Consider the following 26,003-nt stretch of genomic DNA (forward strand, 5'->3'; position numbering starts at 1 on the left):
CCGCTTCGACCCAAAGGGATTTGCGCTGCCAATGGCCCGTATCGTGATGAAATTCGGCGGGACGTCGATGGCTGGGATAGAGCGTATCCGCAACGTCGCCGCGCGCGTGAAGCGCGAAGTCGACGCCGGCAACCAGGTCGCCGTCGTCGTCTCCGCGATGGCCGGCGAGACCGACCGGCTGGTCGGCTTCTGCCGCGAGGCGTCGTCGCTGTACGACGCGAAGGAATATGACGTCGTCGTCTCGGCCGGCGAGCAGATCACGAGCGGCCTGCTCGCGATCGCGCTTCAGGCCGCCGGCTGCAAGGCGCGGTCGTGGCTCGGCTGGCAGCTGCCGATCAACACGTCCGACGCACATGGCTCGGCGCGGATCGGCGAGATCGATACTGCCGCACTCGATGCGAGCCTAGCGGACGGCGTCGTCGCGGTGATCCCCGGTTTCCAGGGTGTCGCTGACGGCCAGCGCGTCACCACCTTGGGGCGCGGCGGCTCGGATACGTCGGCGGTGGCGATCGCGGCGGCAATGAAGGCCGATCGCTGCGACATCTATACCGACGTCGATGGCGTCTACACCACCGACCCGAGGATCGTGCCGCGTGCGCGGAAACTCGGCAAGGTGACGTATGAAGAGATGCTGGAACTCGCCAGCGTCGGTGCCAAGGTGCTGCAGACCCGGTCTGTAGGCTTGGCGATGAAGGAAAACGTGCGTGTGCGCGTCCTGTCTTCGTTCGAAGACGGCGATACCAATGACGGACACCGCGGCACGTTGATCGTGGGCGAAGAGGAAATCGACGATATGGAACGCCAGCTCATCACCGGCATCGCGCACGACAAGAACGAGGCGAAGATCACCCTGACGCAGGTCAGCGATCGGCCGGGTTCGGTCGCCGCGATCTTCGCACCGCTCGCCGATGCGGGGATCAACGTCGACATGATCGTGCAGAACGTCGCGCATTCGACCGGCTCCACGGACGTGACGTTCACGGTGCCGTCGGCGGATCTGGCGCGCTCGCTCGACGTGCTCGACAAGGCGAAGGACGCGATCGGCTATGCGACGATCGTCCACGACATGCGCGTCGCCAAGGTCTCGGTGGTCGGCGTCGGCATGCGCAGCCATGCGGGCGTGGCGGCGACGATGTTCACCACGCTCGGCGAGCGCGGGATCAACATCCAGGCGATCGCGACGTCGGAGATCAAGGTCAGCGTGCTGATCGAAGAGGATTATACCGAGCTGGCGGTGCGCGTGCTGCACACGGCGTACGGGCTCGATGCCGAGGATGCGGCTTGAGTTTGAACGCCGTCCTCAAAGCCGTTACCCCGGACTGCTCCGTCACTCGGGCCTGCTCCGTCACCCCGGCCCGCGCCGCCACCACCGCCGACGTCGTCACCCCAGCGAAAGCTGGGGTCTCCCGCGGCCAGGGCGCGCGCTATCGCCGGGAGATCCCAGCTTTCGCTGGGATGACGGACAGAGTTGGGATAGCGGGCTTTGCGATGACGGACATGATTGCAACGGCGAACAGGGTTGCGACGACGGGGATGGATGCATGACGATCGGTACTGAACGGCTGCAGCGCCGGATGGCGCGCGGCGCCGCGTTCCTCGGGTCGGAGGTCGCGATTCTCGGCGGCGCGATGTCCTGGGTGAGCGAGCGGCACCTCGTGTCGGCGATCTCGAACGCGGGCGGGTTCGGCGTGATCGCGTGCGGGGCGATGACGCCCGCGCTGCTCGATACCGAGATCGCCGCGACCAAGGCTCTCACGACCAAGCCGTTCGGCGTGAACCTGATCACGATGCACCCCGACCTGTTCGAACTGATCGCGGTCTGCGCCAAGCACAAGGTCGGTCACGTCGTGCTCGCCGGCGGCCTGCCGCCCAAGGGCAGCATCGAGGCGATCAAGGAGACCGGTGCCAAGCTGATCGCGTTCTCGCCGGCGCTGGCGCTTGCGAAGAAGCTGATTCGCAGCGGTGTCGATGCGCTCGTGATTGAGGGCATGGAGGCCGGTGGCCATATCGGCCCGGTCTCGACCAGCGTGCTCGCGCAGGAGATGCTGCCTGAAATCGCCGAACAGGTGCCTGTGTTCGTCGCCGGCGGGATCGGTCGCGGCGAGGCGATCGCGGGCTATCTCGACATGGGTGCCGCCGGTGTTCAGCTCGGCACGCTGTTCGTCTGTGCGACCGAATCGATCGCGCATGCCAATTTCAAGAAGGCGTTCATCCGGGCCTCGGCCCGCGATGCGATCGCCAGCGTGCAGATAGATGCGCGGCTTCCCGTCATCCCGGTCCGCGCTTTGAAGAACGCGTCGAGCGAGTTGTTCACCGCGAAGCAGCGTGAAGTCGCCGGGCATCTCGATGGCGGCCGAGTCGAGATGGCCGAGGCACAGTTGCAGATCGAGCATTACTGGGCAGGCGCGCTGCGCCGTGCGGTGATCGACGGCGATGTCGAGCATGGCTCGGTGATGGCCGGGCAGTCGGTCGGCATGGTCAAGCGCGAGGAGCCGGTCGCCGAGATCATCGGCGGTTTGATGGCGCAGGCCGCCGCCGCGCTGGAGGCGCGTGCCGTTTAAGCAACAGTCGCGCAATCCCAAAGGGTTAGCGCGACGTTACACCTGTTTCTTAAAGCCTTGGTGACGGACTCCGCGCGAAACCCCTCCTTGTATCCGAGGGGGGTATTTCATGTTTGTTTACAAGCGGTTCGCTACATCACTGATCGGTGCGTTCATCGCTGCGACGCCGGTCGCGGCACAGACGTCCGAGGTATCGACGGCCGAGCTATCGCCGGGCCAGCTATCAACAACCGGTCCATCATCGGTGCCCGCACCAACCGACGCTGCGCCGGCCCTGCCACCCGCAGCCGGGCCGTTAGCCCTGCCGGTCGCCGACCTGCAACCGGCGCCGCCCGAGGGGATGGCGGCGACATTCCCGGTGCCGTCGCACGACGCGGTCGGCTACGTCACGCCGAACCGCGATCTGTCGCCCGAGGAGATGGTGTGGCACCTGCGCGCCGCCCTGAACGTCGCGGCGCTCGGCTGTCGTGGCGCGACTGAGGCGCAAACGGCCGCCGCCTACAACGCGCTGCTGACCAAGGCGAAGGCCGAACTCGCGGCGACGTCGGAGGCGGTCGCGGCGCGCTACCGGGTCAAGTTCGGCGATGCCTGGCAACAGCGCAACGACGATGCGATGACGCGGCTCTACAATTTCTTCGCGCAGCCCTCCGCGCACCGCGATTTCTGCGAGGCCGCCAACGCCGTGCTGCACGAGGCGGAAGCGGTCGATCCGGCCGCGCTGCCCGTGTTCGCGGCGGCGGCGCTGCCACGGCTCGAATCGCCGTTCCTGATCGCGTTCGCGGAATATGACCTGTACCGGATGAAGCTGGCCGGGTGGCGGCTGCGGCATGCCCCGACCATCGTGATCGCAAGTGCGGCCAGCCCGCAAATGGGTCCGCAACCGGAGCTCCAGCCCGGACCGCAGCATATCGGCCCTCAGCCCTGACCGGACAACGGTCCACCGCAAAACCCGTACGGCTTACGCGTCGTTAACCTTCCGCATGCCAGACATGTCCCGTCGGGGGACGTTGCGAAGGTGGTTGAGATGAGTCGTCGGTTTGCGTTGCTGTCCGTTACCGCGCTGGGTCTGCTGGCCGGGTGCACGTCGAAGCCCCGGACCGTGGCGGCGGTCGCGCCGCCCGTCATCATGGTGCCGGTGCCTGCGCCGACCATGCCGAAGGGGGCGTCGCCGACGATCGTCATTCCGGTCGCGCTGGCCGACGGCACCTATCCGACGCCGAATCGCAATCTCACCACCGCTGCCAAGGTCTGGCATCTGCGCGCCGCGTTGAACGTCGCCGCGCTCGCGTGTCGCGGGCCGCAGGAGGGGGCGATCATCGCCGGATATAACGCGATGCTGGCGGCGCAGAAGCCGGTGCTCGCCAAGGCCGAGGCGATCTATGCCAGCGAGTATAAGGCGGGCGGCGGCGACTGGCAGGATCGCTACGATGATTCGATGACGCGGCTGTACAACTTCTTCTCGCAGTCGCCGGCGCGCGACGATTTCTGCACGGCCGCGGGGGCCGTCCTGGCGCAGAGCGCAGGCGTGTCGGCCGAGGCGATGCCGATGTTCGCCGCACAGAATCTGCCCGCGCTGGAGCGTCCGTTCACCGATTTCTACCGCGCGGTCGATGCCTGGCGTGGGCGCGCGCCGCGGCCGGTACCGCCACAGTTGATGGTCTCGCGCCAATATGCGTCGAACATGCCGATGCAGACGATCACGCAGGCGCGGCTCCAGCCGATCTCGCAACCAGTGCCGCCCGCCCAGCCGCGCCCGCAGCTCAGTCTTGATCCCAGCGTCTTCCAGTAATCAGGGCGCCTTTTTGGCAATCAGCTTTTGATAGACGATCCGATCGACCAGTTGTGGCCGAACGGATCGCGCACCTGGCCGTAGCGATCGCCCCAGAACTGGTCGGCGACGGGCAGCGTCAAGACCGCCCCCGCCGCGACCGCGCGGTCTGCCCAGGCATCGGTGTCGTCGACCTGCAGATGCAGCGTGATGCCGGCTGGCTCGGGCTCGTCATGACCGCGCCATTCCGGAAATTCGTCGGACAGCATCAGCCAGCCATCGTTGATCCGCAGGCTGGCTTGCATCAGCCGGACGGTATCGTCCGCGAAGTTCGTCTCGACGATGGTCGCGGCGAACGCATCCTCGTAGAACGCCAGTGCCTCGCGGCCCCGCTTGTCGCGAATGACGAGGAACGGCGTGATTCCGCCAGTGGGACGATCGGCCATGCGAGTCTCCTGCGTTTGATGCGTCGAGACTAGGCGTATTGCCCATGGCTCGCCAGCGATCGTAACGGCAATGGTTGGCTTCATGGCAAATGTTGCGTTAACAGCCCCGTGAATGGCAGAGGATCCAGATCGTCCGGCGGAAGGCCGCTTCGCAGGGCGCGAGCACCGGTTTCCGCTGCGCGTGTACTTCGAGGACACCGATCTGTCGGGTGCGGTCTATCACGCCAACTACCTGCGCTACATGGAGCGCGCGCGATCGGACATGCTGCGGCTCGGCGGGATCGACCAGCGCGCGACGTTCGAAGCGGGCGAGGGCTCCTACGCGATCGCCAGCGTCACCATCCGCTATGCCGCGCCGGCCAGGCTCGACGACGCCTTGCTGGTCGTCTCGCGGATCACGCAGGTGCGCGCGGCCGGGGTCGCCATTCATCAAAGAGTCATGCGTGGCGGGCTTGTCTTGGCCGAGGCGGAATTGGTGGCGGCATTGGTCGCCCCCAACGGTCGCCCGCGCCGCCAGCCGCGCGCTTGGGTTGAAATTTACGAACGCCTTGTCTGGCAGGGGGAAGCATGAATCCGGTTCTGACTATGGATAGCGCGACGCTGTCGCCGATCCACCTGTTCCTCCAGGCCGACTGGGTGGTGAAGGGCGTGATGATCGGGCTGTTGCTCGCGAGCATCTGGACCTGGGCGCTGATCGTCGCGTTCTGGCGGCGGATCGGCAAGACGCGGAAAGGCATGACCCGGTTCGAACGCGATTTCTGGAAGGCCGAGGATATCGACGTCTTCTACAAGGCGGAGGGCGAGAACGACCTGCCGTCGGCGCGCGTGTTCGCCGCCGGCGTGACCGAGTGGCGGCGCTCGACCGCGGGTGGCACGATCGACAAGAGCGGCACGCGCGAGCGGCTGGCGACGACGATGGGCGCAGCGGTTGCGGGCGAGATCGACAAGCTGTCGGATCGGCTCAACGTGCTGGCGACGGTAGGCTCGGTCGCGCCGTTCGTCGGGCTGTTTGGGACGGTGTGGGGCATCATGCGGAGCTTCACCAGCATCGCGGCGGCGCAGAACACGTCGCTCGCGGTGGTCGCGCCAGGGATCGCGGAGGCGTTGTTCGCGACCGCGATCGGCCTGTTCGCAGCAATTCCGGCGGTGATCGCGTACAACCGGTTCTCGCATGGGATCAACCGGATCGAGGCTAGCCTCAACCGCTTCGCCGATGGCTTCCACACGACCCTCTCGCGCCAACTGGACGGCTCGCGATGAGCGCCCTGCTTATTCCCCTTCCGCTTGCGGGAGGGGTTAGGGGAGGGGCTTCTGCCTCTCTTAGCAACGGCGGCGTCTGCGACGCTGCCCTCCCCCGCCCCCTCCCGCGAGCGGGAGGGGAGTAGAGTGGCGATGAATCTTCCTTCGTCCCGCGGCCGCGGGCGGCGGGCGCCGATGGCGGATATCAACGTCACGCCGCTGGTCGACGTGATGCTGGTGCTGCTGATCATCTTCATGGTGACCGCGCCACTGATGACCGCGGGCGTCCCCGTGAACCTGCCCGACGCGCGCGCCAAGGCGCTCGACCAGGAGCAGAAGCCGGTCGAGATCTCGATGGACGGTACCGGCGCGCTGTTCATCGACAAGGATCAGGTGACCGACGACGCGTTGCCGATCCGGCTCGCGTCGATCGCTGCCAGTCGTGCTGTGGGGGACGAGCCGCAGGTGCTGCTGCGCGCGGATCGCAAGCTCGATTACGGCCGCGTGATGCGGGTGATGGGCGAACTCAACCGCGCCGGTCTGAACCGCGTCGCGCTGGTCACCGTCGAGGGTAACCAGAACTGATGGCTGGCTGATGGACCGTTCGGAGAAGATCGGCTTTGGCGTCGCAGTCGTCGGGCACGTCCTGCTGTTCGGCGCGCTGTCGCTCGGCTTTCTCAGTGCGCCCGAACTGCCGAAGAAGATCGAGCAACAGCCGATCGACGTCAGCCTCGTGCCCGACGTCGCGCTGGAAGCGACTGCGCCGCAATCGGTGGAGACGCCGGCCGAGTCGGTCGCGCCGGACGAAGGAGCGCCCGAGGATGCCGCGCCGCCTGCGCCCGAAGAGGCCGAGCCCGAGCCGAAGCCGGATCCCGTGCCGCCCGCGCCGCAGCCCAAGCCTGCGCCGCCGAAGCCTGCGCCCAAGCAGCAACCGGCGCCGGAACCTGCGCCCAAGCCGCAGCCGAAACCCAAGCCTGCGCCACCAAAGCCTGCCGCCAAGCCGGCGCCGGTCGCGAAGCCTGTCGTGAAGCCGCAGCCCAAGCCCGAAAAGGCGCCACCGACCAAGTCTGCCCCTGCCAAGGCGGCGCCTGCCAAGGCTGCGCCGACCAAGGCCGCCGCCAAACCGAGCGCCGCACCGGCGAAAACGTCGTCCACGTCGGGCAAGACGTCCTCCGCTTCGGCCAAGCCTGCAAAACCGTCCACGACCAAGGGCGGCGGCTCGACCGCGGAGGCCAAGACCTCGCGGCCACGCGGCTCGCGGCTCGGCGACAATTTCTTGAAGGGGCTGTCGGCCGATCCGTCGCCGAGCAAGTCGGAAGCGCCCAAGGCCGCCAAGCTCGGCGCGCAGGCGGCGGCGAACATCGGCTCGGCGATCCTGCGGCAGGTGCAGCCCTGCGCCAACCGCCAGGTCACGCCCGGCCCCGGTGCCGAGCGGATTCGCGTGACGATCAACCTGCGGCTCAACCGTGACGGCACGCTCAAGGGGCGTCCCACGATCAGCGATCACGCCGGCGTCGACGACGAGAACCGGCGCTATGTCGACCGCGTCGACGATCTGGCGATCGCAACCTTCACCGGATGCTCGCCGTTACGCGGTTTGCCCGACGACCTGTATGACGTGCAGAACGGCTGGAGCAATTTCAGCCTGCGCTACAAACTTCCCGGCTGAGGATGTCTATTATGACTCGATCGATCCTGGGGTTTTGCCCTTTACGCCAGCCGCTCGGTTTGGAGAAGCACCACCCTTTGCACGGCACCCACCCCGGCGGAGGCCGGGGCCCAGTTGGAAAGGTTGATGTAACGATGCGCGCACCTCACTCAGCAGCGTCCCCCAACTGGGCCCCGGCCTTCGCCGGGGTGGTGTTGGGTGGGCGGAAGGCTCGATCGGTTCTTGCTTCGGTTGGGTTGATCGCGTTCGCCTCCAGTGCGGCCTACGCGCAGGACGCGCCCGCGCCGGCACCCCAGCAAGCCCCCGCCGGTCCAGCCGCCGCAGGCGATCAGTCCGGCGGGCTCGTGGTCGACGTGACCGGCGGCATCTCCGCGCCGATGCCGATCGCGATTCCCGTCATGCCGACGTCCGCGGTCGTCTCCACCCCCGCAGGATCGACCGACGTGCTCGGCCGCCAGCTCGCCGACATCGTCACCAACGACCTTCGCAACTCCGGCCTGTTCACGCCGCTGTCGCCCGGCCAGCTCCGTCCGATCACCTTCCCCGAAGTCACCGCACCCGGGTTCGATTACTGGGGCAGCACCGGCGCACAGGCGCTGGTGCAGGGCTTCATCCGCGCGAACGGCGACGGCAACCTGACCGTCGGCTGCTACCTCTACGACGTTTCGTCCAAGGCCGAGCTGACTCGCTCGGGCTTCGTCGTGCCGCCGTCGGACTGGCGTCGCGCAGGCCACAAATGCGCCGACATGATCTACACCCGCCTCACCGGTGAAGGCGCGTATTTCGACAGCCGCGTCGTCTATGTGTCCGAGACCGGCCCCAAGGGTCACCGCATCAAGCGGCTTGCGATCATGGATCAGGACGGTGCCAACCACCGCTTCCTGACCAACGGCCAGTCGATCGTGCTGACCCCGCGATTCGCGCCGAACCAGCAGTCGATCGTCTATATGAGCTATCTCAACAATCGTCCGGCAATCTATGTCTATGATATCGGTTCGGGGAAGCAGCGGCTGGTGGTGGCGAACGCCAACCTGACGTTTGCACCGCGCTTCTCCCCCGATGGCCGCAACATCCTGTTCTCGATGGCGCAGGGCGGCAATACCGACGTCTACCGCGTGTCCAGCCAAGGCGGCACGCCGCAGCGGCTGACCAATTCGCCGGGGATCGATACCGGCGGCAGCTATTCGCCGGACGGCTCGAAGATCGTATTCGAGAGCGATCGGTCGGGTGGCCAACAGATCTACGTGATGAACGCGGACGGCTCGAACCAGCAGCGGATCAGCTTCGGTGGCGGGCGCTATGCGACGCCGGTATGGAGCCCGCGCGGCGACCTGATCGCATTCACCAAGCTCGGCGGCGGCTTCCGGATCGGCATCATGAGCCCGAGCGGCGGCGGCGAGAAATTGCTCACCAACGACTGGCAGGACGAGGGTCCGAGCTGGTCGCCGAACGGTCGCGTGATCAATTTCTACCGTTCGGGGCGCGGCAGTGGCGGCAAGGCTGACCTCTGGTCGGTCGACCTGACCGGCGTCAACGAGCGGAAAATCCCGACGCCGCTCGACGGCTCGGATCCGGCGTGGGGCCCCTTGCGGCCCTGAACCTGCTATGGGGGCATAACGGGGAAACGTGATTTTCTACGGGAGACTATCTATGTCGAAGCTTTCCAACGCCTTGCTCGCGTGTACCGCGCTGATCGCCGTCGCCGGCTGTTCGAAGAAGCGCCCCGAGGTGCTGCCGCCGGCACCGGTCGACAACAACGCTGCCGTCGATCCGAATGCCGGTCAGAACAATGGCAATGTCGGCGGGGCGATCGTGCCCGGGTCGGATGCCGACTTCCAGCGCTCGGTCAGCTCGAACACGGTGAATTTCGGTCTCGACATGTACGATATCGATCCGACCGCACGCGCGATCCTCGACAGCCAGGCGCAGTGGCTGGCCAAGTTCCCGAACCAGCGCATCACGATCGAGGGTCATGCCGACGAGCGTGGCACGCGCGAGTATAACCTGGCGCTCGGCGATCGTCGCGCGAACGCGACCAAGAACTATCTGGCGGCAAAGGGCGTGTCGTCGTCGCGGATGACGACGATCAGCTACGGCAAGGAGCGCCCGGTGGCGATGGGCTCGGACGATCAGAGCTGGGCGGCGAACCGTCGTGCCGTGACGGTCGTGCTGAACTAAGTTTGTCGCGGCAGTCCCTCTCCCCTCCGGGGAGAGGGAAGGAGGAGCCACTTGGCGACGGAAGGGTGAGGGGCTGTTGGGATCTACGTCCCGAGCCTCATTCCCCTCACCCTCCCACGTGCAAGAGCCCGCGGGCCCCTCCCTCTCCCCGTAGAGGCGAGGGAAAGTGGGTCAGCCCAGCGCCTTGTCGAGCAGTTTGGCTAACCGGATGCCGCCGCGGCGGATTTCTTCGCGGGACACCGGCACCATCTTCGCGATCGTGGCATCGTCCATTTTCACGCGCGCCGGGACCGTTCCGCAAGCGTCGCCACCCAGCGCCGCCGCATACGCCGTATGGGCCGCTTCCCAAGACTCGCGGCTCCAGTCGGTGACCGTCCCCGCCCCGATCTTCGCCCGCTCGGCGGCTGGATAGCGCCGTACCAGCGACGGCGGCGTCGAGATCGCGCGCTCGGCCAGCGGACCATCCCAGATCGAATGCAGATTGAACCGCGCGGGACCGTAGATGCCGTAGTCCGCCTTCACGTCGTTGCCGCCCTTGTCGTTGCGGTCGCCCGCGTGAAGCGGTTGGTGGAGATCGCCGACGAAGTGGATCAGGAACGCCAGCGCCTGGACGCGGTCCGTTGGCGAAGTGGTGCGATCCCGCAGCAGCATCACGTCGCGGTCGATCTGCACCGACACGCAGTTGCCGTCCTTGCACGCCGGCGTCAGGTCGAACGGCGCGCAGACGTCGGCATCCTGGAAATGCCACGTATACGCAAAGCCGAAACGCGACTTGCCGTCCGCGGTCTTCAGCGGCTTGACGCAGTCCGCCCAGACGCTCGCTTCCTCGATCGTGCCCGCCGGGCACTCGGGCGTATCGAGCAACGCCTGTTGCGCGAGCAGCTTGCGGATCGCAGCCTTGGTCTTGGGCGCGACGTTGGCATAGGCGATCTGCGCGACGGTCTGGTGGCCGTACTCCCAGAACGCGGTGGCGGGGGATGCGAGGCCTAGCAAGACAATCGCGGCGAGGAGAAAGCGCTTCATGCGGGCTCGTTAGCGTAGATCGCAACGGTCCGGCTACCCGCAGACGAGGCCGTCCCGCGGTACATGCCGACGGTGTTGAAGCCCCACGCCATGTCGCCGTCCGGTCCCGCGACGATCACCCCGCCCGTGCCACCGAGCGCCTTCACGTCGGCGAGCACCGCGTCGGCCGCGACCTGCAGCGTCTCGCCCGCCAGCCGCACCCGCGCAGCGATCTCATGGCCAACGCCGACGCGGAGGAAGAACTCGCCCGAGCCCGTGCAGGATACCGCACAGGCGCGGTCATCGGCGAAGGTACCCGCGCCGATCACGGGCGTATCGCCGATCCGGCCCCAGCGCTTGCCGGTGACCCCGCCGGTCGAGGTGGCGGCGGCGACATGGCCGTGCATGTCGCAGGCCACCGCGCCGACCGTGCCGTATTTCATGTCGACGTCGAACCCGCCGCCATCGGCCTGGAACTCGGCGAACTGACGGCGGCGTTCGTCGGTAGCGAACCAGTCTGCATCGGCTTGGGGCAGAGCGTGCTCACGGGAAAACGTATCCGCCCCCTTGCCGGCAAGAAACACGTGGCGGCCGTCGTCGAGGATTGCGCGGGCGAGGCCAACGGGGTTGCGCGTGGCGGTGGCGGCGGCAACGGCCCCCGCCGCCCGAGTGCGTCCATCCATGATCGCCGCGTCGAGCTCAAGCGTACCGTCATGCGTAAAGACCGCGCCGCGCCCCGAGTTGAAGTGCGGATCATCCTCCAGCACGCGCACAGCGGCCTCGACCGCGTCGAGCGCGCTGCCGCCGTCGGCCAGCACTTTAGAGCCAATGTCGAGCGCACGCGACAGGCCGGCTCGCGCGCCGGCATCCTGCTCGGGCGAAACCATCTCGCTGTCGAGTTTGCCAGCGCCGCCGTGGATGACGAGGGTCCAGGTCATGCTAGATCTTTCAGAGGACGGAAGGTGTGGGACGAAGATGCAGGCGCAGGCCGATCAAAGGACGCAGCGGCGCGATCGCGCGGCCGACCCGGTAGAACAGGACGCAGCCGATAACGGTCGCGACCAGCAGGCACGCGAACTCCGCCCAGCCGGGCAGGCCGACGGGAAGCAGCGCGTACATCACCAGGACGATGATCGTCTGGTGGATCAGGTAGAACGGGAACACCGCCTCGGTCAGGGTCCGGCGCCAGCGGTGGTCGCGGTTCCAGTGGCGTTCGGCGATCCCGATCAGCGCGACGATCGCGCCCCATTGCTCGAGCGCGTGCGCGACGCCGTATGCGGGATAGATCCACCGGGGTGCGACGATGTCGCCAGGCCATTCCAGCTCGACGGCGATGATCGCGATATAACCGAGCAGCGCTGAGACCGCGCCGACTTTCCACCAGCGCGTGATCGCCGCCATCGCCGGCTCGGATCGGGCAAGGCCGAAGCCGAACAGGAAAGCGGGGAAATAGGTCACGTGCGCGACCCAGTCGCCGTAGAGTTCCTGCGTCTCGGCGGCCATCTGGAACCACCAGCCGTGGACGAAGATCAGCCAGGCGACCGGCAGGACGAGCACCGCCCAGCTGCCGAACACCCGGTCGAATGCGCGTTGCAGCCAGTTGCCGCGGACGACGACCAGCCCGAGCGTCAGTGCGGTGGTGTAGGCCCAGAGATAGACGACGAACCAGAGGTGGTTCCAGGTCGGCAGCATGATCCCGGCAAGCTTGCGGAAGCGGAAGTAATCATGCGCCCAGAACGTCCAATAGCTGCCGGCATAGGCATGCTTGGTGACCAGCTCGACCCACGGTTGCGGGGGGATGATCACGGCGATCCCGAACAGCAGCGGCACGAGCAGGCGGTAGCAGCGGTTGGCGAAGAATCGCCCGGTGCCGCTTGACCGGGCGAGCAGTGCGCGACTGGCATAGCCCGAGACCACGAACAGCAGCGTCAGCCGCCACGCGTTGCTGGCGAGCATCGGCAGCCGCACCCAGTCCTCGACATGGAGCGACTTCACGTGGAAATTCCACGGCACGAAGACCATGCCGATATGATAGACGATCAGCAGGGCGAACGCGCCGATCCGCAGCCAGTCCATGCCGTAATGCCGGGTCATCGTCCGGCCCTAGGGGGCGGGTGGCGCCGCCGCAAGCGTGCGACGGCGCAGCCTTTCCCCACGTGGCTCAAGTCTTTATGCGCGGCGAGCCCATGAAGTCGCGCTTGCCGATCGGCACGCCCTGCGCGCGGAGGATCGCGTAGGCCGTGCTGGCGTGGAAGTAGAAGTTGGGCTGCGAGAACGAGAGCAGGAAGTTCGCGCCGGTGAACGGCATGACGAACGTGCCGAACTCGAACGTCGTGTCGTTGTCGGCGAGCGCGTCGAACGTGTCGCGGTCGATCCCTTCCAGCGTGGCGATCGCATCGCGTATCACGGTGTGGAGACCCGCGAAGTCGGTCGGCCACGCCGATCGATCGGGCGAGAAGGTGCCGCAGCGGACGCCCTCGATCCCGCCGACCGAATGCGCCGCGCATGACTTCACCTGGTAGCCGAACGGCAGCATGTCGTCGGCAAGCTTCGCGTCGATCAGCGTCGCGGGTTCGATCCCGCGTTCGGCCGCGAACTCCTCCGCCTTGTCAAGTAGCGCGTCGACCGCGCGGAGAATCTGGAGGTTCGAGGGAATCGTCGCATCGTAGAGGGACAGGGTCATCGCGTTCGCTCCTAAGGCCGTGCGCCGCTATGGCCGACGATCGCCGTACTCGCCAGCAATGTTCCGTTCCGCCGCGCAAGTCGCTATATACGCCCTCGAACTCCCGAGGAATCCCCATGTCCCTTCGTCCCTGGCGCGATATCACCCGCCGCAAGAGCCGCCAGATCATGGTCGGCAACGTCCCCGTCGGCGGCGATGCGCCGGTCACGGTGCAGACGATGACCAACACGCCGACCGACGACGTGCGCGCGACGGTCGACCAGATCCGCCGCTGCGAAGAGGCGGGCGTCGACATCATCCGCGTGAGCTGCCCCGACGTCGAATCGACCACCGCGCTGAAGCAGATCGTCCGCGCCAGCCGCGTGCCGATCGTCGCGGACATCCATTTCCACTACAAGCGCGCACTCGAAGCGGCTGACGCGGGGGCTGCGTGCCTGCGCATCAATCCGGGCAATATCGGTTCGGCGGCGCGCGTGAAGGAAGTCGTCGATGCTGCCAAGTCCAACGGCTGCGCAATCCGGATCGGGGTCAACGGTGGCTCGCTCGAACGGCACCTGCTCGAGAAATACGGCGAGCCGTGCCCCGATGCGCTGGTCGAATCGGCGCTCGATCATATCAAGCTGTTGCAGGACCATGATTTTCACGAGTTCAAGGTGGCCGTGAAGGCGTCCGACCTGTTCCTCGCGGTGGCGGCGTACCAGCAGCTTGCCGAACAGGTCGATTGCCCGCTGCATCTCGGCATCACCGAGGCGGGCGGGTTCGTCGGCGGCACGGTAAAGTCTGCGATCGGGATGGGGAGCCTGCTCTGGTACGGCATCGGCGATACCATCCGCGTGTCGCTCTCTGCCGAGCCCGAGGAGGAAGTCCGCGTCGGCTTCGAGATCCTGAAGTCGCTCGGCATCCGCAACCGCGGCGTCCGCGTCGTGTCGTGCCCGTCGTGTGCACGCCAGGGCTTCGACGTGATCCGCACGGTGCAGGCGCTGGAGGAGCGGTTGCAGCATATCCGCACGCCGATGTCCTTGTCGGTGCTCGGCTGCGTCGTGAACGGCCCGGGCGAAGCGCGCGAAACCGACATCGGCATCACCGGCGGCGGCAACGGCAAGCACATGGTGTATCTGTCGGGTGTCACCGATCACCACGTCCAGGACGCCGACATGGTCGACCACATCGTCCGGCTGGTCGAGGCCAAGGCGGCGGAGATCGACGCGGCGGACGAGGCGATGGCCGCGCTGGTGCCGGTGGCGGCGGAATAACGATTTACGCGAGCGGCTCCAACATCCCGTCATTGAATCTCGTCGGGATGACGCCGTGTGGACTCAGGCGCCTTTCTTGTTCTCCCGCGAAAGCGGGAGTCCAGGGTAACAGACGATAGCGTTCGTGGTCCTGGGCCCCCGCGTTCACGAGGGAACAACGATTAAGCAGCGTAGAGACCGCTCTAGCGAAACGGAACCGCAACGGCGTTTCCCGCGCCGACGATAGCGTAGCGATGGGATGCCGGTTAAGCGGATCGCATGGGGATAACCCAAACATAGATCGTTCGTGATACGATCTAGTCCGATGACACCCCACCCTGTTTCGCCCGCTCTGGCTTTCGCGATCGCTGCGCTTGGCATCGGACTGTTCTCCATGATGGATGCGGTGATGAAGTCTCTCGTCCTGGCGATCGGTGTCTATAACGCGCTGCTCTGGCGGCAGATGATCAGCGTCGGTCTCGGCGCGGTCGCGTGGAAGCTCGGGAAGAGCGGCCGGCCTAGCGGGCGCGCGCTGAAGCTGCATCTGGCGCGCGGGTTGGTGACGACCGCGATGGCGGTGCTGTTCTTCTGGGGGCTCGCACGCGTACCGATGGCGCAGGCGATTTCACTGACCTACATCGCGCCAATTCTCGCGCTGCTGCTCGCGGCGGTTACGTTGGGCGAGCGCGTCGGGTGGAAGACGTTCGTCGCGTCGATCGCTGCGCTTGGTGGCGTGCTGGTGGTGATGATCGGACAAGGTCGCGAGGTGCCTGGACCCGAGACGTTCCACGGGACGGTCGCGATCCTCGGCTCGGCGGTGCTGTATGCGGTCAACCTCGTGATCGCGCGGCTGCAGAGCCAGGCGGCGCGGCCGGGCGAGATCGCGTTCTTCCAGGCGCTCGTCATCACCGCGACGCTAGCGCTGGCGGCACCCTGGCTCGCGGTGGTGCCCGAGGCGGCGCAGTGGCCGAAGCTCGTGCTCGCCGCCGGGCTCGCGACCGCGTCGCTGTGGCTGCTCGGCTGGGCGTATGCACACGGCGACACCGGCTTCTTGGCGACGACCGAATACACCTCGTTCGTCTATGCGGCCGGCTTGGGTTTCCTGGTGTTCGACGAGCGGGTATCGGCGTTCACGCTGGCGGGCGCGGCGATCATCGTCGTCGCCTGCCTGTACGCGGCGCGGCGGCGTGACATCGCGCAAACTTCTATCGAGGCTAGTGCATGACCGTCATCCGTTCCGCTACCGCTGCCGATGTCGGCACGATCCTGCGCTTCGTCCGCGAACTCGCCGCGTTCGAGCGCGAACCGGATGCGGTCGAGGCGACCGAGCCGATGCTGATGCAGGCGTTGTTCGGCGAGCGACCTGCCGCGGAAGCCTTGATCGCGGAGACCGCGGAAGGCCCGCTCGGGTTCGCGCTGTTCTTCCACAATTTCTCGACTTGGACCGGCAAGCGCGGGCTGTATCTGGAGGATCTCTACGTTGCGCCGGAAGCCCGCGGGCAGGGGGTCGGCGGGGCGTTGCTGGCGCATCTGGCGGGCATGGCGCTCGATCGCGGCTGCGCGCGGTTCGAATGGTCGGTGCTCGACTGGAATGCCGATGCGATCGCTTTCTACCGGAAGGTTGGTGCCGTCGGGATGGAGGACTGGACGATCCAGCGGATGTCGGGGGATGCTTTGGTGAAGCTCGCGGGCCGGTAGGTCGGAGTCCGTCCTACCCCTTCACGTCGATATTCATTGCGATCGAGATGCGGTCGCCGGTGCCCAAGTGCGGCCGGACGCCGTGGCGGAGCCAGGCGGGGAACAAAATCAAGTCGCCCGCCTCGGTCGGCAGGCGGCGTTCGATGGGCTGCGGCTGGCCGTCGATCCCGATCAGGCGAAATCCCGGCAGCCGCATGAACGGCACCGGAAAGCGCGGGTCCTCGAAGAACAGCTCGCCGCCCGCTTCGCCCTCCGCAGGCGGGGTGCCCATGTCGACGTAATAGACCGCGGCCCACAACACGCCGGGATGCGCATGGCTCATGTTGAGCGCGCCGGGTGGCGACACGTTCGCCCACATCTTGACGGTCCACTCGACGGTCGCCGCATCGCGCCCATCGAAATGCGATGCGCGCTTCGCCATCTTCACCGCGGTATCGGCGAGCGCGACCGCCGCTGGGCCGCCCCAGTCGAGCATGTCGGTGGCCGAATGCCAGCCCCCGACATTGGATCGGGCAAGGCTAGGCGCGGCGGCGTAGCGATCGAGGATCGCGGAGCGCAATGCCGCGGTCAGGGCGGCGGCATCGGCCAGCCGTCCGTGCAGGATCGGCGTCTCGTACAGTCCGATCTGCGCCGCGCGGACGCGGATGCCGTCGAACGGACGAGACGCCGTCGTCATGCTATCAGCGCCCTGCAGCGTCGTCCGCGTTCATGGGCTCGTCACCCTTGGCCTTCTCGGCGTTGTAGCGCTCGATCGCCTCGATCGTGACGCGCTTGGCTTCGTCGGCATCGCCCCACTTGCCGACCCGGACCCACTTCGTCTTTTCCAGGTCCTTGTAGTGCGTGAAGAAATGCTCGATCTGCTCGAACACGATCTCGGGCATGTCGCCGCGCTCGCCGATGTTGGCGTAGTACGGGAACACCGAATCGACGGGCACGCAGATCAGTTTCTCGTCGCCGCCGGCTTCGTCCTCGAGGTTCAGCACCGCGATCGGGCGCGCACGAACGACGCAGCCCGGGATGAATGGCGAGCGCGCGATCACCAGCGCATCCAGCGGATCGCCGTCGGGGCTGAGCGTGTGCGGCACGAAGCCGTAGTTCGCAGGGTAGCGCATCGGCGTGTGGAGGATGCGGTCGACGAACAGCGCGCCGCTGGCCTTGTCGAACTCGTACTTCACGGGCTCGCCGCCGGTCGGCACTTCGATGATGACGTTCAGGTCTTCCGGCGGATTCTTGCCGGTCGGGATGAGGTCGATACGCATGGCGGTCCTTTCGATATGACGATGCCGGCGCTCCTCGTCTGGGGAGCGGCCGGCACCACGTTAGATCAGTCTCTGGTCAGCGCGGCATCAGCAGCTTGTCCAGCCCGCCGTCACCTGTACCGACCTTCTGGAGCCGCGGATAGCGCGGGCCGTCATGGTAATCGAGCGAGATATCGCGGAATCGGTCATTGTTCTTTACAGTGAGGCGGATCGGCAGCTTCGTACCCTTGGCCGCAAGGATCGCCGCCTTGATCCGGTCGGACGAATAGGCCTCGCTGTTGACCGCCTCGATCTCGGTGCCGACGTCGAGGCCGGCCTTGAATGCCGGGCTGTCCCAGATCGACGACGTAACCACGCCTTCCTTGTTGATCACCATGCCGAGCGAATAGCTGACATCGGTGCCGCGGGTCTTTTCCGCCTGCTTCAGATACGGGCTCTGCTCGGGACCATAGACCAGCTTGTAGCCGTTCATCGCGAAGCCGTTGATCGGCGCGGGCTTGCCCGTCTCGGTCAGGCGGGTGTTGAGGAACGTCGCCCAGTCATAGGGCACGATCCCGTTCAGCGTCTGCGCGACGTCGGCAAAGGTATAGGTGAGCTCGCCGTAATCGCCGTCGCGGACGCCGAAGAATGCCTTGGCGAAATCGTCGATCGACTTGGTACCGTTCGACTTCTGGCGGAGCATCGCGTCGACCTCCATCCAGACCATCAGGCCCTCGTTGTAATAGTCCTCCGACCGCTGCCAGCTGGTCCAGCCCTTGGGCTTGCGTGCCGAGATCACCGGATCGTTGGTCGTGTCGATCAGGTTGCGCCACTGGCGGCCCGGCGCGGTATCGTAATTGCCGAGGATCGAGGCGTAGCCGTCGAGCGTGTCCTGCTTGCTGACCAGACCCGAGCGCGCCTGGAGCACATAGCCCCAGAACTGCGTCTGACCCTCATACACCCACAGCAGCGAATCGCGCATCGGCGTGCGGAAATCGGGCGTCCACAGGTCGGCCCCGCGGCGGAACTTGCCGTCCCAGCTATGCGTGAACTCGTGCGGCAGCAGGTTGCGCGCGGCGGCGCCGTTCTCCCATTCGGTGAAATAGCCGGGACGCGTGCCGTTCTCCGAGCTGCGATGATGCTCGAGGCCGATGCCGCCCAGCTGATCGGTGATCGACAGCAGGAATTCGTAATGATCGTAATGCTGCGCGCCGAACGTCTTCACCGCCTGCTCGACGAGGCGCTTGTGCGCGTCGATCTGCTCGGGCTTGGCGGCGAGCTGTTCGGGGCTGTCGGCGAACACGTTGAAATCGACGCGAGGGCTGAGCGGCCACACCTTACCGTATTTGCCCGCCAGCGTCGGCGAGTCGACGAGGATCTCGTAGTTGGTGGTGTCGTAGGAGTAGGTCGAGCCCGAGACCTTCGCCGGCACCGCACCCGCCGCGGTCCAGCCGGTGGGGTAAGTGACGGTCATCTTGATCGGGATCTGACGCGTGAAATAGCCGGCCGGGTACAGGCTGACGAGGTTCGGCTCTAGGCTGACCATCGTCGGCGTCATCACGACGCGACCCTGGTCGCCCTTGGTGGCGGAGATGAACTGGAACTCGGCCACCACCGTCTTGGCGCCGGTCGGCACGTCGATGTGGAATGCGAAGACGTCGACCGGATCACGCGTCCAGGGGACGATCTTGCCGTTCGCGCGGATCACGAGGCCGGCGAGCTTCTCGATCTCGCCGCGCGGGGAATGCGCGCCGGGGAGCCACTTCGGGTAGAGCAGCGCCATCGGGCCGGACTTGGCGACCGGGACCGTCTGCTTGACGCGGAAGATGCCGCGCTCGGTATCGGTCGCATCGACGTCGAGCAGCAGCGTGCCGGGATAGGGCATGTCGACCGCGTCGGGAATGGTGTCGACGAACGGCACCGGCTGGGGTGCGGTGTTGCCTGCTGGAACCTGCGCTACCGCAGGGCCGGTGGCGGATATGGCGGACGCGAGCAGGGATGCGACGAGAAGCTTGCGGATCAAGGGAAGGCCTTCCGGCTGAGAGACGATGACACGAGGTGTAATCGCGATAAAGGGCAGCCGTCCAGTCCTTTACCAGCAGGCTCAGCCGCTCCCGAGCACGTTGATGGTGAACGCCAGCACGCCGATGTTGAACACGAATGCCGCCATGCACTGGCCGAGCGCCGCTTTCCGTACCCGGCGCGCGGTGATCTGCACGTCGGAGGTCTGAAACGTCATCCCCAGCGTGAAGGCGAAATAGGCGAAGTCCCAGTAATCCGGCTCGTCGCAGCTCGGAAAGTCCAGTCCCTTGGCATCCTTCCCGTCGGCGTCATCGACATAATAGAGATGCGCGTAATGCAGCGTATAGATCATGTTCGAGAACAGCCACGCGAGCGCCAGCGTCGCGATCGTCAGCGCGATCGCGACCGCGTCGTTCTTGCCCTGCAATTCCTTCGCCACCGCGACCAGTATGACCAGCATGATCGTGCCGCTGAACCCGAGCAGCACCGCGCGGTTGGCGTCGTTCTCCTGGGCGGCGCGGCGCATCCGTTCGGCGGTCGCGTTGCGGAACAGCGTCGAGACGGCGATCAAAAACACGACCGCCGCGACGTCGAACGCGGCCATCGTGCCACGCCCGAGCCCGAATTGCGGGATCATCGCGGCTAGGCCGATCGCGAACACCAGCACGAACAGGATGAAGCGGGGCGGCGCTATGCGTTGGCCGAGGCCCCAATATCTGGGCTGGTCGGATCTGGCTTTGTCGGTCATGCCACAACGCTAGCGCTTCGCGGGGACGTCGCCTAGATACGCGCGCATCATGGCCAGAATAGAAACACCGCGCCGCATCCGTGGCACCCAGGACATTTTCGGTGACGAGCAGCGCCGGTTTGCGCACGTCCTCGCCACGTTCGAGCGGGTCCGGGCGCTGTATTGCTTCCAGCGGATCGACATTCCGGTATTCGAGTCGACCGCGGTGTTTGCGCGCTCGCTCGGCGAGACGACCGATGTCGTGTCGAAGGAAATGTACACGTTCGAGGATCGCGGCGGGGATTCGCTCACGCTGCGGCCGGAGTTCACGGCAGGGATCGCGCGCGCGTATCTGACCGAAGGCTGGCAGCAGTTCGCGCCGTTGAAGCTGACCACCAGCGGCCCCGTGTTCCGATATGAACGCCCGCAAAAGGGGCGCTTCCGGCAGTTCCACCAGATCGACGCCGAAGTGATCGGCGCGGCCGAGCCGGCGGCGGACGTCGAACTGCTGGTTTTGGCGGACCAGTTGCTATGTGAACTCGGGATTTCCGAGGGGGTTACGCTGCAGCTCAACACGCTGGGCGACGCGGCGACGCGCGAGGCTTGGCGCGAGGCACTGGTCGCGCATTTCGAAGCGCACCGCGGGGAATTGTCCGAGGACAGCCTGACCCGGCTCGAAAAGAACCCGATGCGGATCCTCGACTCGAAGGACCCGCGCGATCGCCCCGTCGCCGACAGCGCGCCGGACATCGACGCGTATCTGACGCCCGAAGCGCGCGCGTTCTTCGAGGCGGTGACCGCCGGGCTCGATGCGGCGGGTGTCGCGTGGGAGCGCAACGCGCGGCTGGTCCGCGGGCTCGATTACTACCGCCACACCGCGTTCGAGTTCGTGACCGACCGGTTGGGTTCGCAGGGCACGGTATTGGCCGGCGGACGGTATGACGGGCTGATCGGCTCGCTCGGCGGGCCTGATACGGCGGGCGTTGGCTGGGCCGCCGGTGTCGAGCGGCTGGCTATGCTGCTGGAGGAACCGGCGGCGGCAACGATCGATGCGGTGGTCGTGCCGATGGGGGCGGACGCCGAGGCGCGTGCGACCGGAATCGTCGCCGACCTGCGGCGCGCGGGTGTTGCCGTCGAGATGGCGTACAAGGGCAAGATGAAAGCGCGGATGGCGAAGGCGGACGCGCTCGGTGCGCGCTTTGCGATCATCATCGGCGACGATGAACTGGCGAAGGGCGTGGCGGCGGTGAAGACCCTAGGCGCGGGCACGCAGGCCGAAGTCGCGTTCGCTGACCTCGCGGAGGCGCTGCGTTGAACGTCGCCCCGTCCGCCGGCTCGCCCCCCACCAGTCATCCCAGCGAAAGCCGGGATATCCCGCTTGGCGAACGCAGCACGCGCGCCATGAAGATCCCAGCTTTCGCTGGGATGACGGGTGGGGGTGCGACGACTGAAGTGGTTGGAAGCGGCTTGGCGGTTGTCGGGGACGTGTCCGCATGACCCAGATCTCTCCCGACCGCATCCGCGCGATCGAGGCGCGGCGTGACGAGCTCCAGGCGCTCATGTCGACCGGCGACCTCCCGTCCGACCGCTTCGTCGCAGTGTCGAAGGAATATGCCGAGCTCGAACCCGTAGCCCAGGCCGCCACCGAGGTTCGTCGGTTGCGGCAGGAGGCGGAGAGCCTCGCGTTCATGGCCGAGGACGCCGATGACGAACTGCGCGCGATGGCGTCCGAGGAACTGCACGAGAACCGCACGCTGCTCGAGACCGCGGACCGCAAGCTCGCGCTCGCGCTGCTGCCGCGCGATTCCGCCGACGAGCGCTCGGCGATGCTCGAAGTCCGCGCCGGCACCGGTGGCGACGAGGCGGCGCTGTTCGCGGGCGACCTGTTCCGCATGTACCAGCGCTATGCCGAATCGCAGGGCTGGCGGGTCGAGATGATCTCCGGCTCGTCGTCCGACGCAGGCGGCTTCAAGGAAGTCGTCGCCAGCGTCACCGGCCAGGGCGTGTTCGCGAAGCTCAAGTTCGAAAGCGGCGTCCACCGCGTCCAGCGCGTTCCCGCGACCGAGGCCGGCGGCCGGATCCACACCTCGGCGGCGACCGTCGCGGTACTGCCCGAGGCGGAGGAGGTCGACGTCAAGATCGACGACAAGGACCTCCGCATCGACGTCTATCGCTCGTCGGGCCCCGGCGGCCAGTCGGTCAATACCACCGACAGCGCCGTGCGGATCGTCCATATCCCGACCGGCCTGACGGTGATCCAGCAGGACGAAAAGTCGCAGCACAAGAACAAGGCGAAGGCCCTGCGCGTGCTCCGGACCCGGCTGTACGAGGCGGAACGCGACCGGCTGCATGCCGAGCGGGCCGGCGCGCGCAAGTCGATGGTCGGCTCGGGCGATCGCTCGGAGCGCATCCGCACGTATAATTTCCCGCAAGGCCGCGTCACCGATCACCGCATCAACCTGACGCTGCACCGCCTGCCGGAGATCGTCGCGGGCGAGATGGACGAACTGATCGGCGCCTTGGTCGCGCAGGACGAAGCGGACCGCCTGGCGCAGCTCGATGGCTGAGCGTGCCCCAGCCGCAACTGCATTCCCCTCCCGCTTGCGGGAGGGGTTAGGGGAGGGGCTTCCCGCTAAGGGCATCGCTCGGTGACATCCCCTCCCCCGACCCCTCCCGCAAGCGGAAGGGGAGCAGTAAGTACAGCCATCGCCACCGCAGCCGAGCAATTCGCCTTCTCCGCCACCCCCCGCCTCGACGCGGAACTGCTCATGGCGCACGCACTCGGCGTCGAACGTAACGCGGTCCTCCTCGACCCGGACCGCTACGCCGTTCCCGACACCTTCGCCCCGCTAGTTGAACGCCGTCTCCGCCACGAGCCGATCGCCTACATCACCGGCACCCGCGGCTTCTGGTCGATCGACCTCGCCGTCGGCCCCGGCGCACTCGTCCCCCGCGCCGACAGCGAAATGCTCCTGATCGCCGCGCAGACGCACTTCGTCGGGCGAACCCCCGCGACCGTGCTCGACCTCGGCACCGGCCCCGGCACACTGCTTCTCGCCGCCCTCGACGAATGGCCCTCAGTCGGTCTCGGCGTCGACTATTCCCCGCAAGCGCTCGACTACGCCCGCGCCAACGCCGCCGCCCTCGGCATGACCGGCCGAACCCATTTCATCCGTGGCAGTTGGGCCAGCGCGATCGCCGGCCAGTTCGACCTGATCCTCGCCAACCCGCCCTATATCGCGACCGACGAGCAACTCCCCGCCGAGGTCCATGAGCACGAGCCGCACGCCGCGCTGTTCGCTGGCCCGGACGGGCTCGACGACTACCGCATCCTCGCCGAGCAGATCCCCGCTTTGATCGCCCCCGGCGGCGCGGCGGTGATCGAGATCGGCTCGACCCAAGCCGTGGCAGTCACCGCGTTGCTCGGCGCGCGAGGTCTTCGCGTCGCACTGCACCACGACTATGGCGGCAACCCGCGGGTGCTGGTGGCGACCGAAGACCTGGAGCCTTGAAGAATATGGCGCGAATACGTACATTTCGCTTGTAGTATGGCCTATCCGGCCGCTATCACGCGGGCAGGGGCACGCACTCTCGACAAATGGTCGGTTTTGAGCGTTGACCCGCATCCTTCGCTTTGAGGTCGCTGCAGTCCGGCGGCCCTGGCAAGTTCGACGCACCGATCTCGTTTAGATCATCGGTGCGCGGCGGGGGGTTTGCACCGCATTTCGGAGCACGACCAGATTTTGGTTCGACGACTGAGGACACAAGCTTGATCAACAACCGGCAAGCCGGCCGCCGTCGCGGTCGTGGCAACAATAATAATGGCGGCGGTGGCAGTGGTGGCGGTCAACGCCAGGGTGGCGGCGGCGGAGGCGGCCAGGGTGGTCGCGATACCGGCAACCGCATCGACAGCCGTGCGCGCGGCAACGCGAGCCAGCTGTACGAGAAGTACAAGAACCTGGCGCGCGACGCGCAGCAGCAGGGCGACCGCGTCAACATCGAATATTACCTCCAGTTCGCGGACCATTATTTCCGTGTCCTGAGCGAGACCCGCGCGCGCTTCGAAGAGAGCCAGCCGCAGGCGCAGCAGCAGCCACGCCGCCAGCAGCCGTTCGATCTCGACGGCGACGACGATTACGGCGACGAGGGCGAACCGATCCGTTCGGGCGAGCAGCAGGGTGGCCAGCAGGTCGCGCCCGAGCAGAACCGTGGCGACCAAAACCGTGGCGACCAGCAGAATGGTGGCCAGCAAAGCGGGCAATACCAGACAGCACCCCGCCAGAACCGCGAAGATCGCCCTCAGCGGGACGACCGACCGCAGCGCGAAGAGCGTCCGCGGTACGAGAACAACCGCTACGAGGGGCAGCGTAACGACGGCGCCCGTAACGAAGGGGCCCGTAACGACGGCGCCCGTAACGAGGCTCAGCCGCGCAACGATGGTCAGCGAGAAGATCGCGTCCGGGGCGATACTCCCCGCAACCAGCGCAACGCGCCCCGCGATGCGCAGCCGCGCGACGACCGCAACGGCGACGAGCAGGGACAGGCCCGTGAAGCCCAGGCCCGTGAAGCCCAAGCCCGCGAAGGACAGGCTCGCGAGACCCAGTCGCGCGACGAGCAGGTCCGCGAGCCCCGCAGCGAATACCGCGATGCACCGCAGCGTGAGACGATCCGTCGCACGCCCCGCGTGAGCGCCCCGGTGGCCAACGCCAACCAGGATTCGGAAGCCGACACGCTGCGGTCGGTGACCGAGACCACGCCGCCGACCAACGAGCAGCTTGTCCCGCCGACCGAAGCTGCAGAGGCCGGGGCACCGGTTGGAGCAACCGAGGAGCAGCCCCGCCGTCGCGGTCGTCCGCGCCGTGATCGTAGCCTCGACGCACCCACCGCGACCGAGAGCACTGCGCCCACCGCGTTCGATGCGGATCGCCTGCCGCCATCGCTCGGCATTTCGGCGATTACGCCAGCACCGGCACCAGCATCAGCACCGGCGGCAGATGCCGCTGCCGCCGATGCCGCGCCCGAGGAAAAGCCCCGCCGTCGTCGCATCCGTGCGGTGCCGGACGAGGTCCAGGCTGGCTGAGTCCGTCGTCCGGGCTCCTTCGGGGTTTGGCTGAGATACCAGGAAGGCCGGTGCCGCTCGATGCGACACCGGCCTTTTTCGTGGCCGCCCTTGGGGACGCGCTACCAAATCCGGCGTCGTCGGACGCTCACTCGATCCGAGTCACATTCTCGTCGTGCCCGGTTCCCGAACTGAGGAAGGCGAGGCCCATCAACAGTCCCGCGAGCATCACCGACCCGCCGACGCCGCCGATCACGGCGAGCATCGTCACCAGGTGCAATGGCCCTTGGACATGCGCCATCGTCGCAATCACCGCTGCGACGCAGATCGCCGCCGCCAGCACCATCCACGCCATGATCCCCCGGAACCGCGCCCACGCGAACGCGGCGTAGTGCGGGTCGTCCAACCCAGCCGGCGGTTCGGGCAGTCGATCGGTCATCGCTTCACATTGCAGCGCAAACATGGTTTCCTCAAGTCACGC

Annotated in this window: 27 protein-coding genes; 17 read left to right on the top strand and 10 right to left on the bottom strand. The window is 66.8% G+C overall.

Translation table 11 applies throughout. The features are described from left to right. Window positions 1–31: 31 nt before the first annotated feature. The 4 genes from SJY41_RS17040 to SJY41_RS17055 all read left to right on the top strand — a co-directional run bounded on the left by SJY41_RS17040 (window position 32) and on the right by SJY41_RS17055 (window position 4,350). Window positions 32–1,285: an aspartate kinase gene (locus tag SJY41_RS17040; protein ID WP_380783408.1), complete on the top strand. Its 1,254-nt coding sequence runs from the start codon at window positions 32–34 to the stop codon at window positions 1,283–1,285. 256 nt (window positions 1,286–1,541) lie between these two features. Continuing rightward, on the top strand, window positions 1,542–2,561 hold the full coding sequence (locus SJY41_RS17045; RefSeq protein ID WP_380783409.1) for an NAD(P)H-dependent flavin oxidoreductase: 1,020 nt from the start codon (window positions 1,542–1,544) through the stop codon (window positions 2,559–2,561). A gap of 109 nt (window positions 2,562–2,670) precedes the next feature. Further along, window positions 2,671–3,486 (top strand): hypothetical protein, encoded by an 816-nt coding sequence (locus tag SJY41_RS17050; RefSeq protein WP_380783410.1) that lies wholly within the window; start codon window positions 2,671–2,673, stop codon window positions 3,484–3,486. 99 nt (window positions 3,487–3,585) lie between these two features. Beyond that, a complete protein-coding gene (locus SJY41_RS17055) occupies window positions 3,586–4,350 on the top strand; it encodes a hypothetical protein (RefSeq protein WP_380783411.1) in 765 nt (254 codons plus the stop codon). 20 nt (window positions 4,351–4,370) lie between these two features. Here the strand turns inward: SJY41_RS17055 and SJY41_RS17060 are convergent, their stop codons facing one another. After that, entirely contained in the window at window positions 4,371–4,775 is a 405-nt protein-coding gene (locus SJY41_RS17060; protein ID WP_380783412.1) for a VOC family protein, read from the bottom strand. Between the two features lie 112 nt (window positions 4,776–4,887). Between SJY41_RS17060 and SJY41_RS17065 the strand changes: the two genes are divergently transcribed. From SJY41_RS17065 to pal, 6 genes are all read left to right on the top strand, one after another. Continuing rightward, window positions 4,888–5,346 carry a YbgC/FadM family acyl-CoA thioesterase gene (locus SJY41_RS17065; protein WP_380783413.1) on the top strand — a complete coding sequence of 153 codons (459 nt, stop codon included), beginning with the start codon at window positions 4,888–4,890 and terminating at the stop codon, window positions 5,344–5,346. After that, a complete protein-coding gene (gene tolQ / locus SJY41_RS17070) occupies window positions 5,343–6,035 on the top strand; it encodes a protein TolQ (protein ID WP_056053223.1) in 693 nt (230 codons plus the stop codon). Before SJY41_RS17065 ends, tolQ begins: the two co-directional genes overlap by 4 nt. A 126-nt stretch (window positions 6,036–6,161) precedes the next feature. Continuing rightward, window positions 6,162–6,599, top strand: a complete 438-nt coding sequence (tolR, locus tag SJY41_RS17075; RefSeq protein WP_307087538.1) for a protein TolR — start codon at window positions 6,162–6,164, stop codon at window positions 6,597–6,599. 10 nt (window positions 6,600–6,609) lie between these two features. Next, window positions 6,610–7,683, top strand: coding sequence for a cell envelope integrity protein TolA (locus tag SJY41_RS17080; RefSeq protein WP_380783414.1), 1,074 nt, complete (start codon window positions 6,610–6,612; stop codon window positions 7,681–7,683). Between the two features lie 134 nt (window positions 7,684–7,817). After that, window positions 7,818–9,281, top strand: a complete 1,464-nt coding sequence (gene tolB, locus SJY41_RS17085; RefSeq protein ID WP_380783415.1) for a Tol-Pal system beta propeller repeat protein TolB — start codon at window positions 7,818–7,820, stop codon at window positions 9,279–9,281. Between the two features lie 52 nt (window positions 9,282–9,333). After that, window positions 9,334–9,861, top strand: coding sequence for a peptidoglycan-associated lipoprotein Pal (pal, locus tag SJY41_RS17090; RefSeq protein WP_380783416.1), 528 nt, complete (start codon window positions 9,334–9,336; stop codon window positions 9,859–9,861). A 171-nt stretch (window positions 9,862–10,032) separates the two neighbouring features. Here the strand turns inward: pal and SJY41_RS17095 are convergent, their stop codons facing one another. The 4 genes from SJY41_RS17095 to SJY41_RS17110 all read right to left on the bottom strand — a co-directional run bounded on the left by SJY41_RS17095 (window position 10,033) and on the right by SJY41_RS17110 (window position 13,546). Continuing rightward, entirely contained in the window at window positions 10,033–10,884 is an 852-nt protein-coding gene (locus SJY41_RS17095) for a S1/P1 nuclease (RefSeq protein ID WP_380783417.1), read from the bottom strand. After that, a complete protein-coding gene (locus SJY41_RS17100; protein ID WP_380783418.1) occupies window positions 10,881–11,801 on the bottom strand; it encodes an isoaspartyl peptidase/L-asparaginase family protein in 921 nt (306 codons plus the stop codon). Before SJY41_RS17100 ends, SJY41_RS17095 begins: the two co-directional genes overlap by 4 nt. A 10-nt stretch (window positions 11,802–11,811) precedes the next feature. Then, the gene (locus SJY41_RS17105) at window positions 11,812–12,957 is read right to left on the bottom strand and encodes an acyltransferase family protein (protein WP_380783419.1); all 1,146 of its coding nucleotides are present in this window, start codon (window positions 12,955–12,957) and stop codon (window positions 11,812–11,814) included. A gap of 67 nt (window positions 12,958–13,024) precedes the next feature. After that, window positions 13,025–13,546, bottom strand: coding sequence for a DUF1993 family protein (locus tag SJY41_RS17110; protein WP_380783420.1), 522 nt, complete (start codon window positions 13,544–13,546; stop codon window positions 13,025–13,027). 116 nt (window positions 13,547–13,662) lie between these two features. Between SJY41_RS17110 and ispG the strand changes: the two genes are divergently transcribed. From ispG to SJY41_RS17125, 3 genes are all read left to right on the top strand, one after another. Then, entirely contained in the window at window positions 13,663–14,799 is a 1,137-nt protein-coding gene (gene ispG / locus SJY41_RS17115) for a flavodoxin-dependent (E)-4-hydroxy-3-methylbut-2-enyl-diphosphate synthase (protein ID WP_380783421.1), read from the top strand. Window positions 14,800–15,103: 304 nt separating this feature from the next. Beyond that, window positions 15,104–16,003: a DMT family transporter gene (locus SJY41_RS17120; protein WP_380783422.1), complete on the top strand. Its 900-nt coding sequence runs from the start codon at window positions 15,104–15,106 to the stop codon at window positions 16,001–16,003. Beyond that, window positions 16,000–16,476: a GNAT family N-acetyltransferase gene (locus tag SJY41_RS17125; RefSeq protein ID WP_380783423.1), complete on the top strand. Its 477-nt coding sequence runs from the start codon at window positions 16,000–16,002 to the stop codon at window positions 16,474–16,476. Before SJY41_RS17120 ends, SJY41_RS17125 begins: the two co-directional genes overlap by 4 nt. A gap of 13 nt (window positions 16,477–16,489) precedes the next feature. Here SJY41_RS17125 and SJY41_RS17130 read toward each other — a convergent pair whose 3' ends face one another. The 4 genes from SJY41_RS17130 to SJY41_RS17145 all read right to left on the bottom strand — a co-directional run bounded on the left by SJY41_RS17130 (window position 16,490) and on the right by SJY41_RS17145 (window position 20,484). Then, on the bottom strand, window positions 16,490–17,152 hold the full coding sequence (locus tag SJY41_RS17130) for a TIGR02466 family protein (protein ID WP_380783425.1): 663 nt from the start codon (window positions 17,150–17,152) through the stop codon (window positions 16,490–16,492). 4 nt (window positions 17,153–17,156) lie between these two features. Continuing rightward, window positions 17,157–17,735 (bottom strand): inorganic diphosphatase, encoded by a 579-nt coding sequence (gene ppa, locus SJY41_RS17135; protein ID WP_380783426.1) that lies wholly within the window; start codon window positions 17,733–17,735, stop codon window positions 17,157–17,159. A 76-nt stretch (window positions 17,736–17,811) separates the two neighbouring features. After that, complete coding sequence (locus SJY41_RS17140) at window positions 17,812–19,737, bottom strand: M61 family metallopeptidase (RefSeq protein WP_380783427.1); 1,926 nt, start codon at window positions 19,735–19,737, stop codon at window positions 17,812–17,814. 81 nt (window positions 19,738–19,818) lie between these two features. Next, a complete protein-coding gene (locus SJY41_RS17145) occupies window positions 19,819–20,484 on the bottom strand; it encodes a DUF1345 domain-containing protein (protein WP_380783428.1) in 666 nt (221 codons plus the stop codon). Window positions 20,485–20,533: 49 nt separating this feature from the next. Between SJY41_RS17145 and hisS the strand changes: the two genes are divergently transcribed. From hisS to SJY41_RS17165, 4 genes are all read left to right on the top strand, one after another. Next, window positions 20,534–21,778 carry a histidine--tRNA ligase gene (gene hisS / locus SJY41_RS17150; protein WP_380783429.1) on the top strand — a complete coding sequence of 415 codons (1,245 nt, stop codon included), beginning with the start codon at window positions 20,534–20,536 and terminating at the stop codon, window positions 21,776–21,778. Between the two features lie 178 nt (window positions 21,779–21,956). Next, on the top strand, window positions 21,957–23,030 hold the full coding sequence (gene prfA / locus SJY41_RS17155) for a peptide chain release factor 1 (protein ID WP_380783430.1): 1,074 nt from the start codon (window positions 21,957–21,959) through the stop codon (window positions 23,028–23,030). A gap of 138 nt (window positions 23,031–23,168) precedes the next feature. After that, complete coding sequence (prmC, locus tag SJY41_RS17160; protein WP_380784177.1) at window positions 23,169–23,975, top strand: peptide chain release factor N(5)-glutamine methyltransferase; 807 nt, start codon at window positions 23,169–23,171, stop codon at window positions 23,973–23,975. Window positions 23,976–24,232: 257 nt separating this feature from the next. Beyond that, window positions 24,233–25,543: a DUF4167 domain-containing protein gene (locus tag SJY41_RS17165; RefSeq protein ID WP_380783431.1), complete on the top strand. Its 1,311-nt coding sequence runs from the start codon at window positions 24,233–24,235 to the stop codon at window positions 25,541–25,543. Window positions 25,544–25,670: 127 nt separating this feature from the next. Here SJY41_RS17165 and SJY41_RS17170 read toward each other — a convergent pair whose 3' ends face one another. Beyond that, window positions 25,671–25,961, bottom strand: coding sequence for a hypothetical protein (locus SJY41_RS17170; RefSeq protein WP_380783432.1), 291 nt, complete (start codon window positions 25,959–25,961; stop codon window positions 25,671–25,673). Between the last annotated feature and the right edge of the window lie 42 nt (window positions 25,962–26,003).

Source organism: Sphingomonas sp. R86520 (assembly GCF_042466285.1).
In the GTDB taxonomy this organism is placed as follows: Bacteria; Pseudomonadota; Alphaproteobacteria; order Sphingomonadales; family Sphingomonadaceae; genus Sphingomonas.

Coding starts and splice junctions, on each gene's coding strand:
- SJY41_RS17040 (WP_380783408.1), top strand. CDS start 32: ATGGCCCGTATCGTGATGAAATTCGGCGGGACGTCGATGGCTGGGATA.
- SJY41_RS17045 (WP_380783409.1), top strand. CDS start 1,542: ATGACGATCGGTACTGAACGGCTGCAGCGCCGGATGGCGCGCGGCGCC.
- SJY41_RS17050 (WP_380783410.1), top strand. CDS start 2,671: ATGTTTGTTTACAAGCGGTTCGCTACATCACTGATCGGTGCGTTCATC.
- SJY41_RS17055 (WP_380783411.1), top strand. CDS start 3,586: ATGAGTCGTCGGTTTGCGTTGCTGTCCGTTACCGCGCTGGGTCTGCTG.
- SJY41_RS17060 (WP_380783412.1), bottom strand. CDS start 4,775: ATGGCCGATCGTCCCACTGGCGGAATCACGCCGTTCCTCGTCATTCGC.
- SJY41_RS17065 (WP_380783413.1), top strand. CDS start 4,888: ATGGCAGAGGATCCAGATCGTCCGGCGGAAGGCCGCTTCGCAGGGCGC.
- tolQ (WP_056053223.1), top strand. CDS start 5,343: ATGAATCCGGTTCTGACTATGGATAGCGCGACGCTGTCGCCGATCCAC.
- SJY41_RS17080 (WP_380783414.1), top strand. CDS start 6,610: ATGGACCGTTCGGAGAAGATCGGCTTTGGCGTCGCAGTCGTCGGGCAC.
- tolB (WP_380783415.1), top strand. CDS start 7,818: ATGCGCGCACCTCACTCAGCAGCGTCCCCCAACTGGGCCCCGGCCTTC.
- pal (WP_380783416.1), top strand. CDS start 9,334: ATGTCGAAGCTTTCCAACGCCTTGCTCGCGTGTACCGCGCTGATCGCC.
- SJY41_RS17095 (WP_380783417.1), bottom strand. CDS start 10,884: ATGAAGCGCTTTCTCCTCGCCGCGATTGTCTTGCTAGGCCTCGCATCC.
- SJY41_RS17100 (WP_380783418.1), bottom strand. CDS start 11,801: ATGACCTGGACCCTCGTCATCCACGGCGGCGCTGGCAAACTCGACAGC.
- SJY41_RS17105 (WP_380783419.1), bottom strand. CDS start 12,957: ATGACCCGGCATTACGGCATGGACTGGCTGCGGATCGGCGCGTTCGCC.
- SJY41_RS17110 (WP_380783420.1), bottom strand. CDS start 13,546: ATGACCCTGTCCCTCTACGATGCGACGATTCCCTCGAACCTCCAGATT.
- ispG (WP_380783421.1), top strand. CDS start 13,663: ATGTCCCTTCGTCCCTGGCGCGATATCACCCGCCGCAAGAGCCGCCAG.
- SJY41_RS17120 (WP_380783422.1), top strand. CDS start 15,104: ATGACACCCCACCCTGTTTCGCCCGCTCTGGCTTTCGCGATCGCTGCG.
- SJY41_RS17125 (WP_380783423.1), top strand. CDS start 16,000: ATGACCGTCATCCGTTCCGCTACCGCTGCCGATGTCGGCACGATCCTG.
- SJY41_RS17130 (WP_380783425.1), bottom strand. CDS start 17,152: ATGACGACGGCGTCTCGTCCGTTCGACGGCATCCGCGTCCGCGCGGCG.
- ppa (WP_380783426.1), bottom strand. CDS start 17,735: ATGCGTATCGACCTCATCCCGACCGGCAAGAATCCGCCGGAAGACCTG.
- SJY41_RS17145 (WP_380783428.1), bottom strand. CDS start 20,484: ATGACCGACAAAGCCAGATCCGACCAGCCCAGATATTGGGGCCTCGGC.
- hisS (WP_380783429.1), top strand. CDS start 20,534: ATGGCCAGAATAGAAACACCGCGCCGCATCCGTGGCACCCAGGACATT.
- prfA (WP_380783430.1), top strand. CDS start 21,957: ATGACCCAGATCTCTCCCGACCGCATCCGCGCGATCGAGGCGCGGCGT.
- SJY41_RS17170 (WP_380783432.1), bottom strand. CDS start 25,961: ATGACCGATCGACTGCCCGAACCGCCGGCTGGGTTGGACGACCCGCAC.